This is a genomic window from Methylacidimicrobium sp. B4 (genome assembly GCF_017310545.1).
Taxonomy (GTDB): Bacteria; Verrucomicrobiota; Verrucomicrobiia; order Methylacidiphilales; family Methylacidiphilaceae; genus Methylacidimicrobium.
Genome location: NZ_CP066203.1, coordinates 1199904 through 1220605, shown reverse-complemented (window position 1 = coordinate 1220605; position 20702 = coordinate 1199904). Strand labels below are relative to the sequence as shown.

17 protein-coding genes, 1 tRNA gene and 2 pseudogenes are annotated in these 20702 nt (G+C 62.5%); 12 read left to right on the top strand and 8 right to left on the bottom strand.

Annotated features, from left to right (window positions below):
* Positions 1 to 122: 122 nt before the first annotated feature.
* Both purE and MacB4_RS05895 read left to right on the top strand, forming a co-directional pair.
* A complete protein-coding gene (gene purE / locus MacB4_RS05900; protein WP_242529378.1) occupies positions 123 to 578 on the top strand; it encodes a 5-(carboxyamino)imidazole ribonucleotide mutase in 456 nt (151 codons plus the stop codon).
* Complete coding sequence (locus MacB4_RS05895; protein WP_206862964.1) at positions 575 to 1708, top strand: 5-(carboxyamino)imidazole ribonucleotide synthase; 1134 nt, start codon at positions 575 to 577, stop codon at positions 1706 to 1708. The genes purE and MacB4_RS05895 overlap by 4 nt, the downstream gene beginning before the upstream one ends.
* Positions 1709 to 1727: 19 nt before the next feature.
* Here the strand turns inward: MacB4_RS05895 and MacB4_RS05890 are convergent, their stop codons facing one another.
* The 4 genes and pseudogenes from MacB4_RS05890 to MacB4_RS05875 all read right to left on the bottom strand — a co-directional run bounded on the left by MacB4_RS05890 (position 1728) and on the right by MacB4_RS05875 (position 5553).
* Entirely contained in the window at positions 1728 to 2483 is a 756-nt protein-coding gene (locus tag MacB4_RS05890; protein ID WP_206862962.1) for a hypothetical protein, read from the bottom strand.
* 11 nt (positions 2484 to 2494) lie between these two features.
* Positions 2495 to 4147 (bottom strand): transposase, encoded by a 1653-nt coding sequence (locus MacB4_RS05885; protein WP_242529129.1) that lies wholly within the window; start codon positions 4145 to 4147, stop codon positions 2495 to 2497.
* Positions 4140 to 4700: pseudogene (locus tag MacB4_RS05880) on the bottom strand (IS607 family transposase). The gene MacB4_RS05885 and the pseudogene MacB4_RS05880 overlap by 8 nt, the downstream one beginning before the upstream one ends.
* A 73-nt stretch (positions 4701 to 4773) precedes the next feature.
* The gene (locus MacB4_RS05875) at positions 4774 to 5553 is read right to left on the bottom strand and encodes a hypothetical protein (protein WP_206862960.1); all 780 of its coding nucleotides are present in this window, start codon (positions 5551 to 5553) and stop codon (positions 4774 to 4776) included.
* A gap of 132 nt (positions 5554 to 5685) precedes the next feature.
* Here MacB4_RS05875 and MacB4_RS05870 point away from each other — a divergent pair, with 132 nt between their 5' ends.
* The 3 genes from MacB4_RS05870 to MacB4_RS05860 all read left to right on the top strand — a co-directional run bounded on the left by MacB4_RS05870 (position 5686) and on the right by MacB4_RS05860 (position 7209).
* Positions 5686 to 6117, top strand: a complete 432-nt coding sequence (locus MacB4_RS05870; RefSeq protein WP_206862958.1) for a hypothetical protein — start codon at positions 5686 to 5688, stop codon at positions 6115 to 6117.
* A gap of 80 nt (positions 6118 to 6197) precedes the next feature.
* Positions 6198 to 6282 (top strand) — tRNA-Leu (locus MacB4_RS05865).
* Between the two features lie 60 nt (positions 6283 to 6342).
* A complete protein-coding gene (locus MacB4_RS05860; RefSeq protein WP_206862956.1) occupies positions 6343 to 7209 on the top strand; it encodes a D-alanyl-D-alanine carboxypeptidase family protein in 867 nt (288 codons plus the stop codon).
* On the opposite strand, the gene MacB4_RS05855 is transcribed toward MacB4_RS05860, so the two are convergent.
* Complete coding sequence (locus tag MacB4_RS05855; RefSeq protein ID WP_206862954.1) at positions 7164 to 8228, bottom strand: glycosyltransferase family 4 protein; 1065 nt, start codon at positions 8226 to 8228, stop codon at positions 7164 to 7166. The genes MacB4_RS05860 and MacB4_RS05855 overlap by 46 nt on opposite strands.
* 148 nt (positions 8229 to 8376) lie before the next feature.
* Here MacB4_RS05855 and MacB4_RS11375 point away from each other — a divergent pair.
* Positions 8377 to 9042 (top strand): annotated as a pseudogene (locus tag MacB4_RS11375) (S1C family serine protease); the annotation flags it as partial.
* 117 nt (positions 9043 to 9159) lie between these two features.
* On the opposite strand, the gene MacB4_RS05845 reads toward MacB4_RS11375, so the two are convergent.
* Entirely contained in the window at positions 9160 to 10593 is a 1434-nt protein-coding gene (locus MacB4_RS05845) for an outer membrane beta-barrel protein (RefSeq protein ID WP_206862952.1), read from the bottom strand.
* A gap of 201 nt (positions 10594 to 10794) precedes the next feature.
* Between MacB4_RS05845 and MacB4_RS05840 the strand changes: the two genes are divergently transcribed.
* Genes MacB4_RS05840 through MacB4_RS05820 form a run of 5 tightly spaced genes read left to right on the top strand, consistent with a single transcriptional unit; the run spans position 10795 to position 17679 of the window.
* Positions 10795 to 12006 carry a glycosyltransferase gene (locus MacB4_RS05840; protein ID WP_206862950.1) on the top strand — a complete coding sequence of 404 codons (1212 nt, stop codon included), beginning with the start codon at positions 10795 to 10797 and terminating at the stop codon, positions 12004 to 12006.
* Between the two features lie 26 nt (positions 12007 to 12032).
* Positions 12033 to 12743 carry a GNAT family acetyltransferase gene (locus tag MacB4_RS05835; RefSeq protein ID WP_206862948.1) on the top strand — a complete coding sequence of 237 codons (711 nt, stop codon included), beginning with the start codon at positions 12033 to 12035 and terminating at the stop codon, positions 12741 to 12743.
* Positions 12740 to 13480 (top strand): DUF2334 domain-containing protein, encoded by a 741-nt coding sequence (locus tag MacB4_RS05830; RefSeq protein ID WP_206862946.1) that lies wholly within the window; start codon positions 12740 to 12742, stop codon positions 13478 to 13480. The genes MacB4_RS05835 and MacB4_RS05830 overlap by 4 nt, the downstream gene beginning before the upstream one ends.
* On the top strand, positions 13467 to 15884 hold the full coding sequence (locus MacB4_RS05825; protein ID WP_206862944.1) for a glycosyltransferase: 2418 nt from the start codon (positions 13467 to 13469) through the stop codon (positions 15882 to 15884). Before MacB4_RS05830 ends, MacB4_RS05825 begins: the two co-directional genes overlap by 14 nt.
* Before the next feature lie 43 nt (positions 15885 to 15927).
* Positions 15928 to 17679, top strand: coding sequence for a M3 family oligoendopeptidase (locus MacB4_RS05820; protein ID WP_206862943.1), 1752 nt, complete (start codon positions 15928 to 15930; stop codon positions 17677 to 17679).
* Positions 17680 to 17736: 57 nt separating this feature from the next.
* Here the strand turns inward: MacB4_RS05820 and hpf are convergent, their stop codons facing one another.
* Complete coding sequence (gene hpf, locus MacB4_RS05815) at positions 17737 to 18105, bottom strand: ribosome hibernation-promoting factor, HPF/YfiA family (protein WP_242529128.1); 369 nt, start codon at positions 18103 to 18105, stop codon at positions 17737 to 17739.
* Positions 18106 to 18167: 62 nt separating this feature from the next.
* Here hpf and cimA point away from each other — a divergent pair, with 62 nt between their 5' ends.
* A complete protein-coding gene (gene cimA, locus MacB4_RS05810) occupies positions 18168 to 19784 on the top strand; it encodes a citramalate synthase (protein WP_206862940.1) in 1617 nt (538 codons plus the stop codon).
* Here cimA and lgt read toward each other — a convergent pair.
* Entirely contained in the window at positions 19781 to 20587 is an 807-nt protein-coding gene (gene lgt, locus MacB4_RS05805) for a prolipoprotein diacylglyceryl transferase (protein ID WP_206862938.1), read from the bottom strand. The two genes, cimA and lgt, sit on opposite strands and share 4 nt — an antisense overlap.
* Positions 20588 to 20702: the final 115 nt, after the last annotated feature.

Below are 20702 nucleotides of genomic sequence, written 5' to 3'. Positions count from 1 at the left end.
CGAAAAGATGCGAAACGAGGGGAATGCCGGTGGTTTTGTCTCTCTCGGAGAGAACCAGCGGCAGAGCGGAGGGATCGAGCGTGAGGGAAGGTTTGGGGACGGATGCGGTTGTAGCCATCCTGATGGGGAGCCAGTCGGATTGGGAGATCCTGCGGGGAGCTTCCGAGGTCTTGCAGCAATTTTCCGTGCTTCATGAAAAGGCGATCATCTCCGCCCATCGCACCCCCGAAAAGCTGCGTGATTACGCTCTGTCGGCAGCCGAGCGGGGGATCAAGGTCCTGATCGCGGGTGCTGGAGGGGCCGCCCACCTGCCCGGCATGCTCGCCGCTTACACCCCTCTTCCGGTGCTCGGTGTCCCCGTCGAAACGCGGATTTTGCGGGGAGTGGACTCTCTCTTGTCGATCGTGCAGATGCCCTACGGCGTTCCCGTAGGCTGCCTGGCGATCGGAGAGGCCGGTGCACGAAACGCCGCCCTGCTTGCGATCTCGATCTTGAGCTTGCACGACCTGGAGCTCGCCGAGCGCTTGCGCAAATTCCGCAACGCGCAGACGCAGCGGGTTCTCGATCAGACGATATGAGTCCGAAGTATCCCGGCTCATCCATCGGGATTGTGGGCGGCGGTCAGCTCGGGCGGATGCTCGCGGGTGAAGCCAGAAGGATGGGTTACCGCGTCCAGGTTTTCGACCCCGATCGGGAAAGTCCGGCCGCCGTGCTGGCGGATCGCCATTGGTGCTTTCCCTTCACGGAGCGAGAGGCGTTGGAGGAATTTGCCAGTAACGCGGACGTCATCACCTACGAGTTCGAGAACATCCCTGTGGAGAGCGTCTCCTTTCTCGAAGGGAAAAGGCCGGTCCTCCCTTCGCCCGAGATCCTGCGGGTCTGCCAGGATCGTCTCCGGGAGAAGGCATTTTTGGCTCGGCAGCACTGCCCGGTAGCCGCGTTCTCGCCCATCGAGCGCGCAGGCGATCTGGAGCGAGCCCTCCGGACCGTGGGGACCCCCGCCCTGCTCAAGACCGCGCGGCTGGGATACGACGGGAAGGGGCAGGCCGAGATCGCAGCGCCCAAGGATCTGGAGCCGGCGTGGCGTGGACTCGGAGGGGTGCCGGCGATCCTGGAGAAGAAGGTGCGGCTCGTGGCGGAGCTTTCCGCCGTCGTCGGACGATCCGCCGCAGGTGCGGTCGGGGTGTTCCCGATTCCCAGGAACTTCCATCGGGAGGGCATTTTCGATTATTCCCTGGTGCCGTCCGGATTGGGAGAGCGCATTGAGGGGACCGCGAAAGAGATCGCCGTCGCGATCGCTTCGGCGTTGCGATTGGTGGGCGTGCTCGCCGTCGAGTTCTTCCTCGCCGAAGGGGGGGAGCTGCTCGTGAACGAGCTCGCCCCGCGTCCGCACAACTCCGGACACTTTACCCTGGACGGCTGCGTGACGAGCCAATTCGAGCAGCAGCTGCGGGCCATCGCCGGGCTGCCGCTGGGCGATGCCTCCTTGCGGAGCCCCATCCTGCTGCGAAACATTCTGGGCGACGCATGGGCTCAGGGTGAGCCCGATTGGGGCTCCCTTCTTTCCCTGCCCGGCCTGCGTCTCCATCTCTACGGAAAAACCCGGCCGGCGGCGAAGCGGAAGATGGGTCACTACTCGGTGATCGCCCCTTCCCTCGCTGAGGCCCGTGGGCTTGACGAACGGGCTCAGGTGATTCTCCGGCGGTAGCGCCAGCAGGTCCCGCCGGTCATCGGTACCATGCGGGCCATTCGACGCAGATCTTCTCGCAATGCTCCGGGGTCCGTGCTTCCTGGAACCGCCACCAGACCGTAAGACCCCTCGATTGATATCCCGCCGGTCGGATCGTGAACCAGGAGGAAAGGAGCCAGGGGGCAAGCCCGGGCGTCGGCGAGCGGCCGAGGCAGGGAATCGCCGAGATCATCGGCGTGGGATCGAAGCGAAAGAGGAGATCGGCGGTCGAAGGCTGCCAGCCCCAGAAGGAGAAGTAGGTTTCGAAACGGTCGTTTCGCGGGCGCTCGGAAACCGATTGTACCGCGTATTCGGCCTCGATCCGGATGCGCTTGGTTTCCCGCGGTGCGAAGACCAGGGGAATCGTCCAGGCATAGAGCACGGGATTTCCGCTCTTCTCCCCCAGGCGAACCAGCTCCTCGGGTGCGATTTCCCGAACGGGTTCGACCGCTCTTTCCCGCTCCCACGCCTGAAAGGAGAGCGGCGGACTGGCCGGATCCTCCTCGGAATAAAAACGAAGCCTCGCGCTCTGATCACCGTTCTCCAGGACGATTTCTTCCTGGTATTGCACGCGCGGGACGAGTCGTGGCGACGGAGCCGGGAGCGAGATCGGCCTGCCCGGAACAAGTTGCGCATAGGCATGATCCGAAAGGAGTCGGACCGGCAGCTGGGCCGCCCGGACCAAGACAAGGCAGCTTCCCAGGCCGAGGAAGCAAGCCGCCGTCTTTATCCCGAGCAATCTTGCGGTGGACATGCAACCGTTCCTCAAACCATAGACAACCATTCCACTACCAGGGAAGGTCGTCGATGACGTCGGCCGAACCGTTCTGCCGACGGTTCGCGTGCCGGGATTGCGCCGGCAATGCCCAGGTTGCGCCCAATGCCCGCGTTTCCGGGAGCAAAGGCGCGGGTGGCTCTCGCAAGCCTCCCGACCGGGCATGCGCTGCCTGCGCCGCTTTGAGCCTCCTCCGAACCTCCGACCAGAACGACCACACAGGCTTCGCCCGATTCCTCGCGGGTAGGGCAAAGGTGAGGTGGCCGCCATTGCGGGCTGGCGCAATGGCCTCCCGCACGGTCGGACGCTTGGGAGAGGCCCAAGCCTCTCCTGGCCACGGCATAGGCCGCGCCCTGGTGAGAACCGATGCCGTGACGACGCGCATGATTCATGGCACCCATCACGGAAGTATAGGCCGGATCGACTTCGATCCCCTCGACTCCGGCTCGAAAACACCCCACCTTGAGCAGGGAAATGGTCTTGGAGTAGCCAAACGACGAGATCTTCCTGGCGGCGGATGGACTCGCCACCTCAAGCTCAGCCCTCCTTTTCTTGAGATCCAGCCGCTCAAGGACCAGGGGAAGACCACGCTCCCGTGCCATCTCCACAATCATCCTCGCCGCGTCGCCGATGATCGCCTTGGCTTGATCTTCGGTCTTGCCGTAGAGGTTGAGATCCACCCGAAGGGCCCGCCGCAGGTTGCCGAACCGGTCCGTCTCCGCCACGGCCAGATGGTCGTGGTTGATGTCGATCCCAACCGCTCCCGCCAGACGGCTCGTTGCAACGGGAACGGGCTTGGCCGGGACGCTCGCGAAGACCCGCCAGCCCTTCCGGTCCCTGAAAAAGCGGTAGCTTACCGCCACTCCCTCCCGCTTCCGGACAGGCTTGCCCGTCTTGGTTTGCGACAAGACAACCCGGCTCGCGGCAAGCGCCTGAAGGATCTCCTCCTGGCCATAGGCGAATCGCACGTCGGGAATGACCAGAAGCTTGCCATCCGAGGCCAGTGCGTCGGGAAGACGCAGACGCAGCGTGACACTGCCGTCGTCCTCGGCCGAAGCCTGGCAGGACTGGTTGCCCGCGGTCTCGTCCTTCGAGCCGATCACGAAGAACTGGGTGCTCCGTGCGGATTGCCAATCCTCTTTCCACTCCGCATGGCTGGCATAGCCGTTCTCCTTGAGGGCAAACTGCTTGCGGAAGAGGCGGCGGGAGCCGAAGCAGAGGCGGACGCGACCCGAGTCCCGGTCGGCGATCCGTGCCGCGAGCCTGGCGCGAAGGCTCCCAAGCCGCCGCTTCTTCTGATGAAGCCTCTCCGAGCCTGGCTCCCTCGCCGAGAGAATGCGGATGACCCTTTCGGCTCTCTGGATGCGGGCCTCGGCCTCGGCGATCCACTCCGGAAGCCGCTCCCGGATCGAGGCGATCTTGCCCTCGAGGCCCACGCGAATCGCGTTGAACTGCCGGGCGGTGATCCCAAAGCGCCGCAGGAACTCGCGCTTGAGATCGCCCATCGGAATCCCCACCCGCATCCTGGCAAAGAGGGCCCGCTCGGCTCGCCCGTAGAGATCCGCATAGCCGTCCAGAGCCGCGACCTGCCCCTCCGTCAGCCTCAAGCGCGTCTGGTAGGTGAAGACCGGACGATCACTCATGGAGAGCCTCCAGCGCCTTTTTCGCCCGGTTCCTGGCGGACCGCTTGCCATAGAGCCTCGCGCACATCGACTCGATGTCCTCGTGCAGATCGCGGACGATGTCGTCGGTCATCTCCTCGGGATCGACAACCAGCAGGGATCTGCCATGCGCAGCCAAGGCCGCCTTCACATGCTCGAATCCAAAGCGCATCAGCCGGTCCCGATGCTCGACCAGAATGACGCCGACCTTCGGATCGCGCAAGATCCGCAAGAGCCCCTTGCGATGGCCGTTCATCCCGGAGCCAACCTCCTTGACCGCATCGACGATCGGCTACCGCTTGGCGAGCGCCCACTCCGTCAGCCGTGCCAGCTGCCTGTCCAGATCGGCCTTCTGGCCGGCGCTGGAGACGGGCGCATAGAGGGCAACTCCGCCGGGCTGCCTCTCCTCCGCATGCACGATCGCCGTCCCGGTCGGCAGCTGCTCGACCGCCACCGGCATCTTCCCGTCCTTCCCCATCCGCCAAGCCGTCTTGGAGCCAATCCCCTGCCGCCTCGCCCAGACGCTCAGCTTCATGGGAAAAAAATGCCATGCAACGTGAGTTATGTCTATTGATTAGTCAACTGTCGGCAACCCCCCTTTGGCCTACCTACCGATTCCCCGCTCTGTGCCCTGAGCCGATTTCGCGATAGCCCGACCACCCGACGACGCCGAATGCGGCCAGATGCGGAAGAAGCAGAAGAAGTGCAGCAAGGGACTGCACCTGCCTTGCCGCTTCTCTGCTGCGGCGATTGGCGGTGGCACTCCAGGATGTGACAATGACCTGCTCGATTCGCGCTTCGGGGTAGAGGCCTGGGGAGAAGTCGAAAAACGATTGCATGTCTGCCGAGAGTGCCTCCGCCGTTGCCGCCGCAGACAAGCCGAGGAGGGAACCCGGAACGCGACTCGCTTCGGAAAAGCGCGCGACTGCCGCGGCGGAGTAGGCGCCCGCTGCCGCCTCGCGAGCCGCGGCGGTTGTCAGCACCAGGCAGTGTGCTTCTCGTGGCGGCAGAAGCGGCTCCAGCCTTCTCCGGAGAATGGTTCCCCAGGCTTGATCGAACGCCGATTCTTGCCATCGGGGATCGGCCAAAGCCTTCCCAGCCTCTTCCCGGATGGATCGGTGGACGAACGGCTGGATCAAGGAAGCCCCGAAAAGGAGCGGTACCGCGAAGAGCGTGGCCAGAGCCGCAAGAGCGCAGAGCGGGTGGCGTTGGGCTCTTGCGGCGAAGCGCTTGTTCCAGAGGAGTACCGAATGGGTGAGCAAGAGCCAGGAAAGGGCCGCGGACAGGGAGGCGAACCCGAGAAGGACGAGGAAGGTGACCGGTGCACGCTGCCCAAGTTCGATCAGCGTGGACGCGGTCAAGGAGAGTAGATCAAGGATCCGCTCCATGGGATCGGGCTCCCGCCCGAGGCTACGAACCCGGTGCCTGCTCCGTCAATGAATCGATCGAGATCTCCGAGCGATAATCGAGGAGAAAACAAGGTTGACGGCAGCAAAAGCATAGCTTATCCAGGAATTCCCATGCGCACGTCATTTCATCGGCATGGGTTCTTCGTTTTCGTAGCAATCCTGGCAGCGGCGGCTACCAGCCCGTCCGCGTGGGCCAAAACCGCCTACTATCCGCTCAAGAAACCCCTCCCGTCCTCTGTCCGGAAAGCGGGGCAGCTTTCCCCCGATGACTACGTCAACGTCACGGTGGGCGGAACGAAGAGAAAGATCGCGGTTTGGAGCTCCCCTCCCAGCCGAGCGTTTCGGCGCATCGGCATCTTGGAGACGAATCGCCCGCGGAAGCATGCGGCGCGAATCGCCGCTAAGAACGGCGGGGACGGCATTCTTCTGGTCGAACGTGAGGAGGAGCCCTATGTTCCCGCTTGGGTCGGGCGACAGGAGGGCACGCTCCGTTTCAGCGAATTTCGATACTGGTGGGTGATCGTGGGTCCGAAGGGGCAGTGAGACGCGCTCTCTCCCGTCGCAATTGGCTGGTCCGGAGCGGCTCCGGACCTGTAGAAAGAAGAGTGGGAAAATCGAGGAGGGCCCACGTGGTGGAATGGCAGACACACGGGACTTAAAATCCCGTGGGAGGTAACTCCCGTGTGGGTTCGAGTCCCACCGTGGGCAGAGACTTTTCCGCTTCCGGGGTCCCGGGGAGACTCTGATCGGGGAGTAGGGGGGGGAGCGATGCGATTGAGGAATCGGAGAGGTTGGGCAAGCGGGAGAATCTGTGCTCTCGCCGGCTGCCTCTTCCTTTGCTACGGAGCCCCGCTGAAAGGAGCGGGAAACTCCCTCGATTCCCGCGTGCAGGCTGGCTCGGTGCTGCTCTGGGACGAGGGCTCGAGGAAGCCGATCTTCCAGCGGGACGTTCACGATCGTCATCCGCCGGCCAGCACGACCAAGCTCATGACGGCCTTGCTGGTCTATGAGAAGACCCGATTGGCGGGAGAGATCACCATCCAGCCCGATGATCTCAGCCTGCCTGGGGAGGTGCCCACCGTTCGGCTTTTGCCAGGCGATCGCTTCACGACGGCGGATCTCGTTCGGGCGCTTCTCATCAACTCGAGCAACGAAGCGGCCTTGGCATTGGCTCGAACCGTCTCCGGCACGGTCGATGCCTTCGTCCTCGAGATGAACGCTCGTGCCAAGGAGATGGGCTGCGAGCGAACGCATTTCGTCAATCCGAACGGAATGAGCGAGCCCGGACATCTAACCTGCGCCAGCGATCTTCTGCGCATTTTCGAAGCGGTGCTTGCCATAGAAGAGCTCCGCGCCATCTGTTCGACAGAGAGTTTTTCGCTTCTGACCGTCGACGGAAAGCCCGTGCAATATCTGATGAATACCAACCGTCTTCTCGGACCCTATCCGGGAATGGGGCCAGCCAAGACCGGATACACCCGGGAAGCCCGCCACACCTATGCGGCCCTCTGTCAGCGTGGGGAACGCAAGGTGGCCCTCATCCTGCTCGATAGCCCCAACAAGTGGAACGACGCCGTGGCTCTTTTGGATTATGCTTTCACCGGGAAAGGCGGCGGGATCGATCCGGGCCTTTGACCGAGCAGCGTTTCATAGATTGCCAGATAGTCCTTGGCCATCCGTTCCGCGGTAAATCGCCTTTCGAAGGAGAGTCGGATCTGCTTCCGGGAGAGCCCCGCGGCAACGGGCACCGCTCGGGCGGCTTCTTCCACGTTCTGGACCAGGAGTCCTGTGGTCCCGGGTTCGAGAATCTCTGGTATCGCCCCGTACGGGAAGGCGATGACGGGCGTGCCGCAGGCGAGCGCTTCGATCGCAGACAGGCCGAAGGGTTCCGGCCAATTGATTGGGAAGAGCATCGCCACCGCGTCTCCGATCAAGGCTTGCTTCTCGCGTTCGCTCACTTCTCCCAGGAAATGGACGTGCGGAAGGGAGAGAAGCGGACGAACGGTCTCGATATATTCGGCGTCATGGCGCGGGTCCATCTTGGCCGCGATGATCAGGTCAAGTCCCGCCCTCCGGGCGATCTCGATTGCCAGATCGGGCCGCTTCTCTTGGGAGATGCGCCCGAGGAAGAGGAGATACCCTCCCGCGCCGGTGCCCAGGGTGTAGAGGTTTTTGGGCAGCCCGTGGTGAACGGTTCCCACCCAGCGTGCATGCTTGAGCTTGCCGCGCTGCGCTTCGGAGATCGCCACGACCGGCATTTCCGGGAAGCCATGGAAGAGAGCGCTCACCTCGGGCGTATCGAGCCGGAAATGGAGAGTCGTGAGCGCTCGGTTCGGCTCTTTTCGGAACAAGGGGAAGTGGAGAAACTCCGTGTGAAAATGGAGAAGGTCAAACTCGGCTTCCAAGCAGAGTGCGGCATCGATCTCCAAGAGGAAATAGGGGAGGTAATCCCGGCAATCAGGCATTTTGCGAAGGCTTTGCGGGCAGACGGAACGCAGCCTTGCCCGGGTGCGGGAGTCCCCGCTGGCAAAAAGGGTGACTTCGTGTCCGAGGTCGACCAACGCCTCCGTCAAAAAGGAGACGACCCGCTCCGTTCCCCCATAGCCTTCCGGGGGAACGCGCTCTACCGGAGGGGCAATTTGCGCGATTCGCACGACGCGTCAGGGTGGAAAGGCTTTCGTCTCTTGTCAAGCCGGCGCATCATTATCCTGGCGGGGGGCGCTTCCCCCCAGCGATCTTCATCGGGTGCCTCCGCCGGGATGCCGCATTGTCATCTCGACCGCCATCCGGCAGAGTAGCTTCATGCTGCCCGCCTTACGTAGCCCTAGGCCAGCCGGTCGACGGCGACGGGGTGCGGCAATGGGTGGAGTATTCATTTTCGTAGGGGTGCTTGTCGCGATCGGGCGGCCGGAGCCTGCCGAAGCCCTTGTCGCGTGCGACCGGGCTACGGTCGCGGTGATTCGGCGCACGCTGCCGGCGGTGGTCTCCATATCGGTCGAAAAGCGGAGTTGCGGTCTCTTCGGGCCCACGCGGAAAATCGAGGGGATGGGAACCGGCCTGGTCGTGTCGAAAAGAGGGGATGTGGTGACCTGCGCACACGTGCTCGGTAAGAGGGTGGCGCGCAGGGAACTGCTTGTCACGTTTTTTGATGGGAGAGTGCGGCTCGCTCATTTGATCCGTTCCGACGTAAGGATCGATCTCGCCCTTTTGCGCGTGGAGCCCGGACCCCTGCCGGCCGTCTTTCCCTATTCCAGCCTGTCCGAGGGATTGTTGGGGATGACGGTGCTCGTACTCGGCTCCGGCATGGGCTATCGGAACACGGTGTCGCGGGGCATACTCAGCTCGCAACCGCGAAGGATCGATCTGCCAGAGGGATTTGCCCTCTCTCTGCTCCAGGTGGATGCTCCTGTGAATCAGGGGGACAGCGGCGCGCCGGTTCTGGACCTCGAAGGAAAGCTGGTCGGGCTCTGCTTTGCGAAAGTGGCCGGCCTGTCCGTGGAGGGCGTCGGCCTCGTGATCGCAGGCCCGATCGTTGCTCGCTGGCTCGACCGCCAATCGATCGGAGGAGCGCGGCGGCCCCGACCGTCAAAACGAGTAGACGGTTTCCACCGCCCAGAGGAAAGCCGGGCCGCTCGAGATGGGGAAGAGAAGGGCTCCCATGGGGGAAAGCGGGGTCCCGTAGACGGCGGCGCCCCAATCCATACGGAATTCGGTTCGCACCAGCAGATTCTCCCAGATGTCAAAGGCGACAGTCCCGGTGACACTATAGATGTCGGTCGGTCCGGCGTGGTCGGAAAGGATCTCGTTGGCGCTCCCATGAATCCAATCGGTCCTGAGGGCGGCGCTGGCGAGGCTGTTCATCTGATACTTGGCCCAAAGGCTGGCTCCGATCCAGCTCGACGACTGGAGTGGGCCAGTCCCGGGGGCACCGACCCCTTCGTAGAAGCCACCGGTCGTCTCCCAGGCGAGAAGGAGCCGGTCGCGTGCCGCCTGGGGAATCCACTCTCCCCAGACATCCCCTAAAAAGAACGGCGCGGCCTGGTTCAGGGGGCTTTCGACAAAGACTCCGGCACCCGGAAGGGAAGGAGCCAATCCAAAGCCGGGAGGGTTCGCCCCGTTCGGCCCGTAGAGGCCGCTTACCATCAGGCGGGCATTGCGGGCGGGTGCGTCGAATCCCGCGGAGGCGAGGAAAAGATAGGCCGCCGCATTGCCGAGGGTGTTTGTGCTTTCACCGAAAAACGGGAAGCCCGCGCGCGCTGCGTTAAAGGATCCGTCGAGCACTCCGAGCGTCGTTTCCACCCAATCGAGCGGTCGATAGACCGCTTCCATGCCGGTGACCATCTCTGGGATCAGGTTGGTGTAGAGATTTCCATAGGTGAAATTGACGTTGCCTGGGCGCTCCATCACCTCGAACCCTAAAGGAGGAACGAACTTTCCCACCTTCAGGTCGATGGCGTTACCAACGGGGATCCGAAAGCTGGCATAGGCTTCGGCCAGCAGGAAGCTTGAGCCATTCCGGGCGTTTCCAGCCTCCGTCGGGGTGCCCAGGCCAGCCAGGTTGTCCGGTCCCCCCATGGAAGCCGCATCCTGGCCGACGAAAACATCCGCACGGAATCCCGTTTCCCAGCGGTTCTGGTCATCGAGCGGCTTTTCGAGAAGGAGCCGGACCGCGTTGAAATTGAACCCTCCGCCGGGGATGCCGTCGTCGGCCATTCGGGTCGGAATTCGGGCATTGGGAGGAATGAAGTTATCGACGAACGAGCTGTCGAGATATCCGCTGAGTCGTACGCCCGGGCGCGCGGTCTGGATGGCGATCCCTCCCTCTTCGAGCGCCTTCTGCAGCTCGGCGGCCTCCGATACTACGGGACTGGCGGAGAGAGCGGAATCCGAGGACTGGGCCTTTGCCGGAAGGGCGGGGGCGAGCCCGATCCAGGCTAAGGTCACAAAAAGGCGGGAGGGCAGGGAGACCGAAGGGGGCGCTCGGAAGGCTCCCGAAACAGAATGGGGTTGCTTGTACACCTCGTTTCCCGTAGGAGAGAAACTCCGTTTTCCATCTTCGCCCTCAAGGCAAATCGCGATGTGCTCTCTCCCGAGCCGTAGCCGTCCGGCCGAAAACCTTTCCTATCCTTTCCTTGTTTCAGCCAGAAAAATGTATTCAATGAGCGGCGGCCCGGGGGAAGGCAATGGTCGCGCTCGGCGAAGAAAAAGGATGGCGCCCCGATGAAGATCTGTGACGTGACCCAATTCTATTCGCCGCGGAGCGGCGGGGTGCGCCGTTATCTCGGCGAAAAGCAGGAACATGTCAGCAGACGAACGGAGGACGAGCATTACCTGATCGTCCCGGGAGAGAGGACATCGCATCAGAGCGAGGGCCGGACGCATCTGATCACGATTGCCTCTCCGAAGATCGACCGGACCTCCCGCTATCGAGTCCTTTGCAACGTTCCGCTGGTCCGCTCGATTCTTCGCGACATTCGCCCCGATATTGTCGAGTCCGGGGATCCCTATCATTTGGCGTGGACAGCCCTGCGAGGGGCGGGAGAGCTGGGCATTCCGGCCGTCAGCTTCTATCACTCCCACTTTCCGGATGCGTATTTGCGCACGGCTTGTCGCTTCGGGGGCCGCCTGGTCGAGGAGATGGTCCTCTCCGCGGCCCGGAAATACATCGTTCGGTTGTACTCCTGCTTCCAGTACACCTTCGTGCCTTCGATCACCCTTCAGAAGCTTTTGGAGTCCTGGGGAGTGACCAACACGATCCCGATTCGGCTCGGAGTCGACGCGGAGACGTTTTGTCCCGGGCCAGACGATCGGGCATGGCGGGAAGAGCTCGCGGTGCCCGATCCCGCCTTTCTGCTCCTCTACGTGGGGCGGCTCGCTCGAGAAAAGAACATATCGGTCTTGCTGCACGCGTTCCGAACCCTTCGAGCCTCGCATCGACGTGACTATCGGCTCCTTGTGGTCGGTGACGGACCGCTGAGGAGGCAGGTGCAGCGGTTGCAGGAGGAAACCGATGCAGTGATCTGGCGGCCCTATATCGAAAAGAAGACCGAGCTGCGGAGATGCTACCGAGCGGCGGATCTTTTCGTCCATCCAGGAGTCGTCGAAACCTTCGGCCTGGTCGCTGTCGAAAGCCAAGCCTGCGGTTGCCCCGTCATCGGCATCCGGGGGACCAACATGGATGATCATATCCATGCCGGCCTCGACTTATGGGCGCAGCGAAACTGCCCCGAGGAGCTGGCGGGAGCAATCGAGCATGCCGCCGGGCAGGACCTGCGGCAGATCGGGATTGCCGCTTCGCTACGGACGAGGGAGATCTACCAGTGGCCGAACGTCTTCGCGGCGCTGTGGCGTTACTACCGGCTGGCGATCGGAGGGGCCGATCGGACCGAGGAGACGGCGGCACTTCCGCTGGGAGCGGCCCGGGCAGAGTAGCCACCGGCCGGAGCGAAAGAGGGGAGATGGACACGACCGCAGAAGGGAAAGAGACGGCCCCCGTCGCGATTCGTCCTTACCGGGCGAGCGATCGAGAAGGAGTTCGTCGGGTCTGCGCGGATACCGGATTTTTGGGCTCCCCGATCGACCAGGTCTTCGAAGATCGCGAGCTCTTCGCTGACTACCTGACATCCTACTACACGGACAGAGAGCCGGAATCGACGCTGGTTTGCGAGGCGGGAGGGACGATTGTCGGCTACCTGACGGGATGCCGGAACTCGCGTGCCAAGTCTCGATATCATGCCATCCATAACGTGCAACTCTTCCTGCGCATGCTCCCTCGCTATCCGTTCTATCGTCCCGCTAGCCGTCGGTATCTGCACTGGCTCCTTTGGAACGGGCGTCGGGAATCTCCGCGAAGCCTTCCGGGCATCCCCCATTTTCATTTTAATATTCTGGCGCCGTGGCGCAGCGTGACGCGGACTCGGGAGCTGGTAGACGCGTTTTTGGGCTACCTCGTCCAGAAGGGCGAAAAGGCGGTCTACGGCCAGATCGTCGTCTTCGATCGCCGTCGAGGGGAAAAGATGTTCGAGCGTTACGGCTTTCGAGTGGTGGACCGGGTGGCGGTCACCAAGTACGCCGACCGTTTCCCGGGGTCGGTCTATCTCTGCACGGTGGTCAAGGACCTCGAGGCCAACCCCCGGCTTTACGGCGCTCACCCGCCTGCGCACGAATGAAAGAGGCGACTGCGCTGATCGTCTCTCTCCACGACCTCCACCCAGCGTCTCTTTCGCTCGTGGCCCGACAGCGGGAGCAGTTGCGGGACTGGGGGGTTGGGGAAGCGAGCCTGCTCGTCATTCCCGCCTACCACGAGGGACCGTCCTTCTGTGAAGATCCCGAGTTCTGTCGATGGGTCGATCTCCAAAGGCAACAGGGAGACGAAGTGGTCGTACACGGTTGCTTCCATTCGCGTGAGGCCGGGGCGCAGGGCTTGCGGAGCTGGTTTTGGACGGAGATCTATACCCGGCGGGAAGCGGAGTTTTTCGACCTGCCGCAGACCATGGCCGTTCAGCGCCTCCGTTTCGCCCGCGAGCTCTTTGCAGCGCAGGGTTGGCCGACCGAAGGATTCGTGGCTCCTGGCTGGCTAATGGCTTCGGAGCTGCCGCAACTGCTGGCGCGGGAAGGGTTTCGTTACACGACGCAGATCGGCGGGATCCTGACCCTTCGCCCCGTCGAGCGCTGGACTCCCACGCGGACCCACTGCTGGAGTACCCGCGCGGGCTGGCGCAGGGCCTCTTCTCTCGCCTGGAATCGCCTCCTTTCCCGGGATTCCGCCCGGAACGTGGTGCGCGTGAGCCTCCACCCATCAGATTTGGTCTATCGCCCGATTCGCAGTCAGATTGAACGGATCGTCAAGCGGGTCCTCGATCGAGGAGCTCGCCCTCTCAGCTATCTTCGCTATGTCTCGCGCTGATCTCCATCTTCATTCCCGGTATTCGGACCGGCCTTCCGAGTGGATCTTGCGCAAGATCGGCTGCCGGCAGAGCTACACCGATCCCGAGACTCTCTATCAGAAGCTCTCCGCGGCAGGCATGAGGTGGAAGACGATCACCGACCATGATCGCATCGACGGCTGCCTGGAGATGCGGGAACGACATCCCGACGTCTTCCTGAGCGAGGAAGTAACGACTTTTTTTGCCGACGGATGCGAGATTCATTTGTTGGTCTGGAACATCCAGGAAGCAGACCACCCGCGCATTCAAGAGCTCGCCCCGGATATCGAGGAGCTGGCATCGTTTCTCCGGTCGAGGAAGATTCCTCACGCGGTTGCTCACCCTTTGGAAAATCTCAACGGCAAATTCTCTCCCGATCACTTCGAGAAGCTGATTTTGCTCTTTCGCGGCTTCGAGACCGCGGACGGCAGCCGTCCCGGGCTACCGCAGGAGATTGCTCGTCTCTGCCTGCTTGCCTTGACACCCGAGCGAATTGCCGAAATGGCGAAGCGCCAAGGGATGGCTCCCGTTGACGGCCAATGCCACCGCAAAATTTTTGTGGGGGGATCGAACGATCACGGGGGGCTTTCCCTAGGGACCTTGTGGACGGAAGTCGATGACGACGGCACCATCGACGGGTTTTTCCGGGGGCTCTTTTCCGGGAAGGGTAGAACCGGCGGCGGGGTGCCGGGCGACCCGGCGCGCGTCTCGATCGCCTTTTACAACATCGGATTCCAGTATGCTCAGGAGCGGCTTCGGCAGTCCGCTCCCTTGGCGGCGGCTCTGCTGCAAAAGATCGCCGAGCGCTTTGTCTCCGGGCAAAACCCAACGGCATTTTCCCTAGGAGAACGGATCGGCCACCTGGCGGCGGCGGTGCGCAGCGGGCAAGTCTTCGAGCTGCTCAAACCCGGAGAGGGGACGCTGGTACGCGCCTTTGCCGATTTCTTTACCAACGCCGAGGTTCGGGGAGAGATCGATCGGATCATCGGCCGGGCGGCAACCCCGGTGGACGCTTCGTTTCGCGTCGCCTCCTATCTCGTGAACCAATTGGCCTATCGTCTCCTGGGCGGTGCGGTTGCCCAGCTCGGGCGCGGGAGCGTGCTCGAAGCGTTCCAGTCCGTCGCAGGGCTCCTGCCTGTGGGGGCCGCGGCGGCTCCCCATCTTCTGGCCTTTCAACGCCAAGGTTTTGATCGTGGGTTCCTGCGGGATCTCTGCCGCCGCTACCTTTCCTCACCTCCCGCCGAGATCCTCTCGTGCAAACGGGCGTGGTTCACCGATACCCTCGACGAGGTCAACGGAGTCACCAGGACGATCCAGGCGATGGCCCAGGCCGCGTCCCGCGTCGGGGCGGATTTAACCGTCGTCACCTCGCGGGCCCACCCGAAAATCGATGGAATCCGCTTCCGGAACTTTCCTCCGATCGGCGAGTTTGCGATCCCGGAATACGAGTTGCAGAAGCTCGCGTTCCCTCCTTTTTTTGACCTCCTCGAATTCGTGCATAAGGAGCGATTCACCGAACTGATCGTCAGCACGCCGGGACCGATCGGGCTCTCCGCGCTGGCGATCGGGAAGATCCTCGGTCTGCGAACGGTGGGCATCTACCACACCGACTTCCCGCAGTATACGCGCTTTCTCAGCCAGGATTCGTGGATGGAAGGGCTGGCATGGAGCTATATGGACTGGTTTTACGGCCAGATGGCGAAGACCTATGTGAACTCTTCTACCTACCTCCGTTCCTGGAGAAAGCGGGGTCTGCCCGAGGAAAAGCTGGAGATTCTCCCACGCGGCATCGAGGTCGATTCGTTCCACCCCTCCTTCCGGCAACCCGATTTCTGGACGCGGCGTGGAGCGGCGGGCCCTGTGCTCCTCTACGTCGGACGGATCTCCAAGGAGAAGGAGCTCGGGTTCTTGCCGACGGTCTCCGAAGGGTTGCGGAATCGAGGCCTGAAATTCTCCCTCGCGTTCGTGGGAGAAGGCCCCTATCGTCCGGAATTGATGCGCCTTCTTCCCGAAGCGCTCTTTACCGGGGTCTTGACCGGCAGGGAACTGAGCCAGGCGTATGCTTCCGCGGATATTTTCGTTTTCCCGAGCACAACCGATACATTCGGCAATGCGGTTCTCGAAGCCATGGCCTCCGGGCTGCCCGTTGTGGTATCGGATGTGGGCGGACCCCCGGAGCTTCTGGCTCAGTTCGGGATGGGGCGTGCCTGTCGGGCTGGCTCCCGGGAAGAATGGGTGCGTGCGATCTCTGATCTGCTGATCGCTCCTCCCACTCTCGCCGAGCGCGAAAGGGCAGCGGAAGAAGTTCGCCGGTCGTGGAATTGGGAACAGGCCTTCGGCCGATTTTGGGAATCGGTCGGATCTCCTGCCGAACGACCGCATTGAGGCTTGCCCCCGTCCCTCACCGGTGGCAAGGGTGTTTTCTCCAATGAACTCGTTCGCTCCTGTTGCTCCCTTTGCCGCTCGCACTTTTCTCCCCGCCGAGACCGACCTCTGTTCCCTACCCGTTCTCGAGGAACATTTCGGGCGGCTCGAACGAGAGCTGGGCGATGCCCGATCGGCGCCCGCTTTGGAAGCTTGGCTCGGTCATTACGACGAAGTCCAGGCCGCGATGGACGAGGTGCGGGCCAAGCGCTACATCGCGATGACCGCTCAGACGGATGATCCGGAGCGCGAGAAAGCGTATCTGGAAATTCTCACTGTCGTTGATCCGTGGAGGAAGGCACGGCAGATGGGAATCCTCCGTGCCTTTTGCCAGCACCCGTGTATCAACACGCTCCCCGATTCTTACGCGGTCTTCCGGCGGAGCGTGGAAATGCAGGTGCGCCTTTTTTGCGAGGAGAATATTGCACGGGAGACGGAGGAGGCGCGCCTTTCTCAGCAATATCAAAAGGTCATCGGGGCGATGACGATCCTCTTCGACGGGAAGGAGCAGACGCTCGCCCAGGTGGGAAGGGTGCTCGAGGAGCCGGATCGAGCGAGGAGGCGAACGGCCTGGGAGCAGATCGCCTGGCGCAGGGGGCAAGACGCCGAGACGCTGGAGGAGATCTTCGATCGCCTTCTTGCCTTGCGAAGGGAGATCGCTGCCGGCGCCGGCTTTCCCGACTACCGCGAATATGCCTTCGCGCGCGCCGAGCGATTCGATTACACCCCGGGAGATTGCCTCGAGTTCGGTCGGGCGATCGAAGAAGCAGTTGTCCCTCTTTGCCGGGAGATGGATGTTCGACGCGAAAAGCGGCTGGGGGTGGAGCGCCTACGTCCCTGGGATCTAGCGGTCGACATCGAGGGGAAGCCCCCGCTTCGCCCGTTTCGGACGAGTGGCGAGCTGCTGGAAAAGACCGAAAAGGTCATCCGCGCCCTCGACGAACCGTTGGGAGATCTCTTCGGGCAATTGCGCCGGGACAACTTGGTTGATCTCGAGAACCGAAAGGGGAAGGCCCCTGGCGGCTACCAGAGCACGCTCTCCGAAGCTCGACTGCCCTTCATCTTCATGAACGCGGTCGGTACCCATCGCGACCTCGAAACCCTCTTGCATGAGAGCGGCCATGCGTTTCATACCCTTCTTGCCCGTACCCAGCCTCTTTATGCCTATCGTTCCGCTCCCTTGGAATTTTGCGAGGTGGCGTCAATGTCCATGGAGCTTTTGGCCGCTCCCTACCTGGGAGAGTTTTACGGAGAAGAAGAGCTGCGGCGGGCTCGTCGCAACCATCTGGAGGGAATCCTCCGCTTTCTTCCTTGGATGGCGGTAGTGGACGGGTTCCAGCACTGGCTCTACACCCATCCCGATCATTCCCGGGACGAGAGGGCTGCCTCCTGGGTAGAGTTGCTGCGGCGTTTCGGCGGAAGAGAGGACTGGTCCGGGTACGAAGAGGTTCTGCGTTCCCTCTGGCACCGGCAACTCCATATCTTCGAATATCCTTTCTATTACATCGAGTATGGGATCGCCCAGCTGGGCGCCTTGGGGATTTGGAGACGCTCCCTGATCGACCCTGCCGGCGCCTTGGAAGCATACCGACGGGCACTCGCCTTCGGAGGCTCGAAGCCCCTTCCCGAGCTTTTTGCCGCTGCCGGGGTCCCCTTTTCGTTCGGACAAGACAACCTGAGATCGCTCGTCGCAGCGGCTCGGGAAGAGCTCGAGCGTCTTGGTGGCGCAACGGGCGGAACGGAGGGAGCGCTGTAGTGGGCGTTGGCGTCCGATCTACGGCTCGGGCAGGAAGGGCGCGGGAACACCCGCTGGCTATTCCGGCGGTGGACCGGAGTGGACCTCCCCCTTTGCTTCTCGGGATTCGTGTCGACGCTTTTCGGTCAGTTCGGTTTTCCGGCGCCGGAGCTGACCTTCCAGACGGTCCGCGATCAGGTCGATCGCCTGGTAGAGGTCGTGTCCGTGATCTTCCGCGTGGAGATCCCGTCCGGGGAGGGAAAGATGGACTTTGACGATGAAGGCTTGCTTGTTGAGGGTAGCCTTGGGCGGATCATGCTGGACGGTGACGTGAGCCCCGACGATCCGATCCTCGTAGCGCTCGAGCTTTTGTAGTTTTTTCTCGATATAGGAGTAAAGAGGTGCCGTCAGCTTAATTCCTTGCGGATTCCATTGGATCTGCATCATTGTAAAGTCTCTTCCCTGGCTTTCCCTTTGTCCAGGGGTTTTCTGCGAGAAAGGTAGGAGTGATGTCGGGCCGGACAGAGCGGGTTTGCAATTCCGATGGGGTCGTCACAATCTACGACACGACCCTGCGCGATGGCGCGCAAGGGGAGAATGTCCACTTCTCCCTTCCGGATAAGTTGCGGATCGTCCAGAAGCTCGACGAGCTGGGGATCTCCTACATTGAGGGGGGATGGCCGGGAAGCAATCCGAAGGATCTGGCGTTTTTCCAGGAGGTTTCGCGTCTTCCGCTCCGGGCGAGCCGGATCGTCGCGTTCGGGAGTACCCGAAGGGCTGGCATTTCCGTGGAGCAGGATCCCCAGATTCGCATGCTCCTGGATGCCGGAACGGGATCCGTCGCGGTCTTCGGCAAGACTTGGCTTCTGCATGTCCGGGAAATCCTGCGTGCCACTCCCGCGGAGAACTTGGCGATGATCCGAGACACGGTCGCCTTCTTCAAGGCCCGCGGGAAAGAGGTGATCTACGACGCCGAGCATGCCTTCGACGGATATCGGGAGGATCCCGATTATGCTCTGGAGTGCCTTGCGGCCGCATCCGAGGCGGGTGCCGACTGGGTGGTTCTGTGCGACACCAACGGCGGATCTCTGCCCGAGAGGATCGCGCAGCTGACCGCCCTGGCCCGGCAGAAGGTCGGCTCCCGCGTCGGCATTCATACGCACAACGATAGCGAGCTTGCGGTTGCCAACGCGTTGGCCGCGGTCCAAGCGGGGGCGACTCAAGTCCAGGGGACGGTCAACGGTTACGGGGAGCGGACCGGCAACTGCAACCTCATCTCGACCATCGCCAATCTGGAAATCAAGCTGGGCAGGAGCGCGCTTCCCCCCGGAGGTCTTTCGCGCCTCCAGGAGCTTTCCCGGTTCGTCGACGAGACGGCTAATCTCGCGCCGAATCCGCGGGCGCCCTTCGTCGGCCGGTGCGCTTTCGCTCACAAGGGAGGCACTCACGTCAACGCGATCGGCAAGCTCTTCCGCAGCTACGAGCATATCGAGCCGGAAGCCGTGGGAAATCGTCGCCGGGTTCTCGTAGGCGAGCTTTCCGGACGAAGCAATATCGCCATCAAGGCACGGGAGTTGGGATTGGCGCTCCGCGAGGATGATGCGCGCACGGGCGCAGCACTCCAGCAGATCAAGGAGATGGAAGGAAAGGGCTATGAATTCGAAGCAGCGGACGCATCATTTGAGCTGCTCCTTCGCAGACGCTTGCTTCCCTATCCTCCGTTCTTCCAGCTGGTCGAGTACCATGTCTCGATCCGACACTTTCCCGCCAAGGAGTATGAAGTCTCCGAGGCCACGGTGAAGCTGTCGGTCAGGGGAGAGGCCGTCTACACGGTGGCTGAGGGTGACGGCCCGATTCATGCCTTGGACCGGGCTCTACGCGGCGGCCTCGAGCGATTTTATCCCGACCTCGCCCGCGTCGGCCTGCGCGACTACAAGGTGAGAATCCTGGGGCCCGTGGGGGGCACCGGAGCCGTAACACGGGTCCTGGTTGAATCATCGGATGGGATGACAAGCTGGACGACCGTCGGCGTCTCGACCAACATCGTGGAGGCTTCCTGGGAGGCCCTCGTCGACAGCATCGAGTATTGGCTCCTGCGCTCGAAGCGATCCCCCGTGGTGGTCTAGGCATCACTCCGCCTTCGTAGCCACCAGAGGAGGGCCGCGAGAACGAGCGTGACCATCGATAGAAGCTGCCCTTGTGTCAGGAAACCGAAATAGAACCCGATCTGGGCATCGGGCTCGCGAAAACATTCCGCCAGGATGCGCACGACGCTGTAGCCGGCGAGAAAGGAGAGGGCGACCGTGCCTTCTCGCGAGCCGCGCGCCCGCAGCCAGGCGACCAGCGCGAAGAGAAACAACCCTTCGAGCGCCGCTTCGTAGAGTTGTGACGGATGGCGTGGGACCGGCAGCCCTCGCACCGGTGGGGCCTCCGGAAAGATTACGGCCCAAGGCACCGTGGCGGGTCGACCCCAAAGCTCCCCGTTGATGAAGTTGGCGATCCGCCCCAACCCGAGCCCCACGGGCGTGCACCAGGCAACGGCATCGGCAAGATGGAAAAAGGGAACCCCCCACCGTCGCGCGCTCAAAAAGAGGACGATCAGGACCCCGCCGATGCCTCCGTGGCTCGACATTCCTCCCTGCCAGAGGGCAAAAAGCCCCAGCGGCTGGCGGAGAATGTGAGGAAGGTCATAGAGCAGGCAGTAGCCGAGCCTGCCCCCCACGATGACGCCGCCAAGAGCGAGCCAGAACACGAAGTCATCGACCTGTCGGTCGGTTAAGCGAAGCCAGCCCTTTCTCCGCTGATCATGGAGCCCCCACCAGAGGAAGAGGAAGCCGAGGAGATAGGCGAGGCCGTAGTACCGGATTCCCCAGCCGCCCGGAAAGCGGACGAGATAGGGGCTGAGGTTGTCGACGTAGTAGGCGAACATCGGCGGCGGTGGCCGAGGCTACGCGGCAGAATGGGCTTCGGCAAGGCGGGCGTTGCGGGAAGATCTTCTTCCACCCAAAGGGTCGGTCCGGCCGCTTCCCTTTGAAATTTCTGCC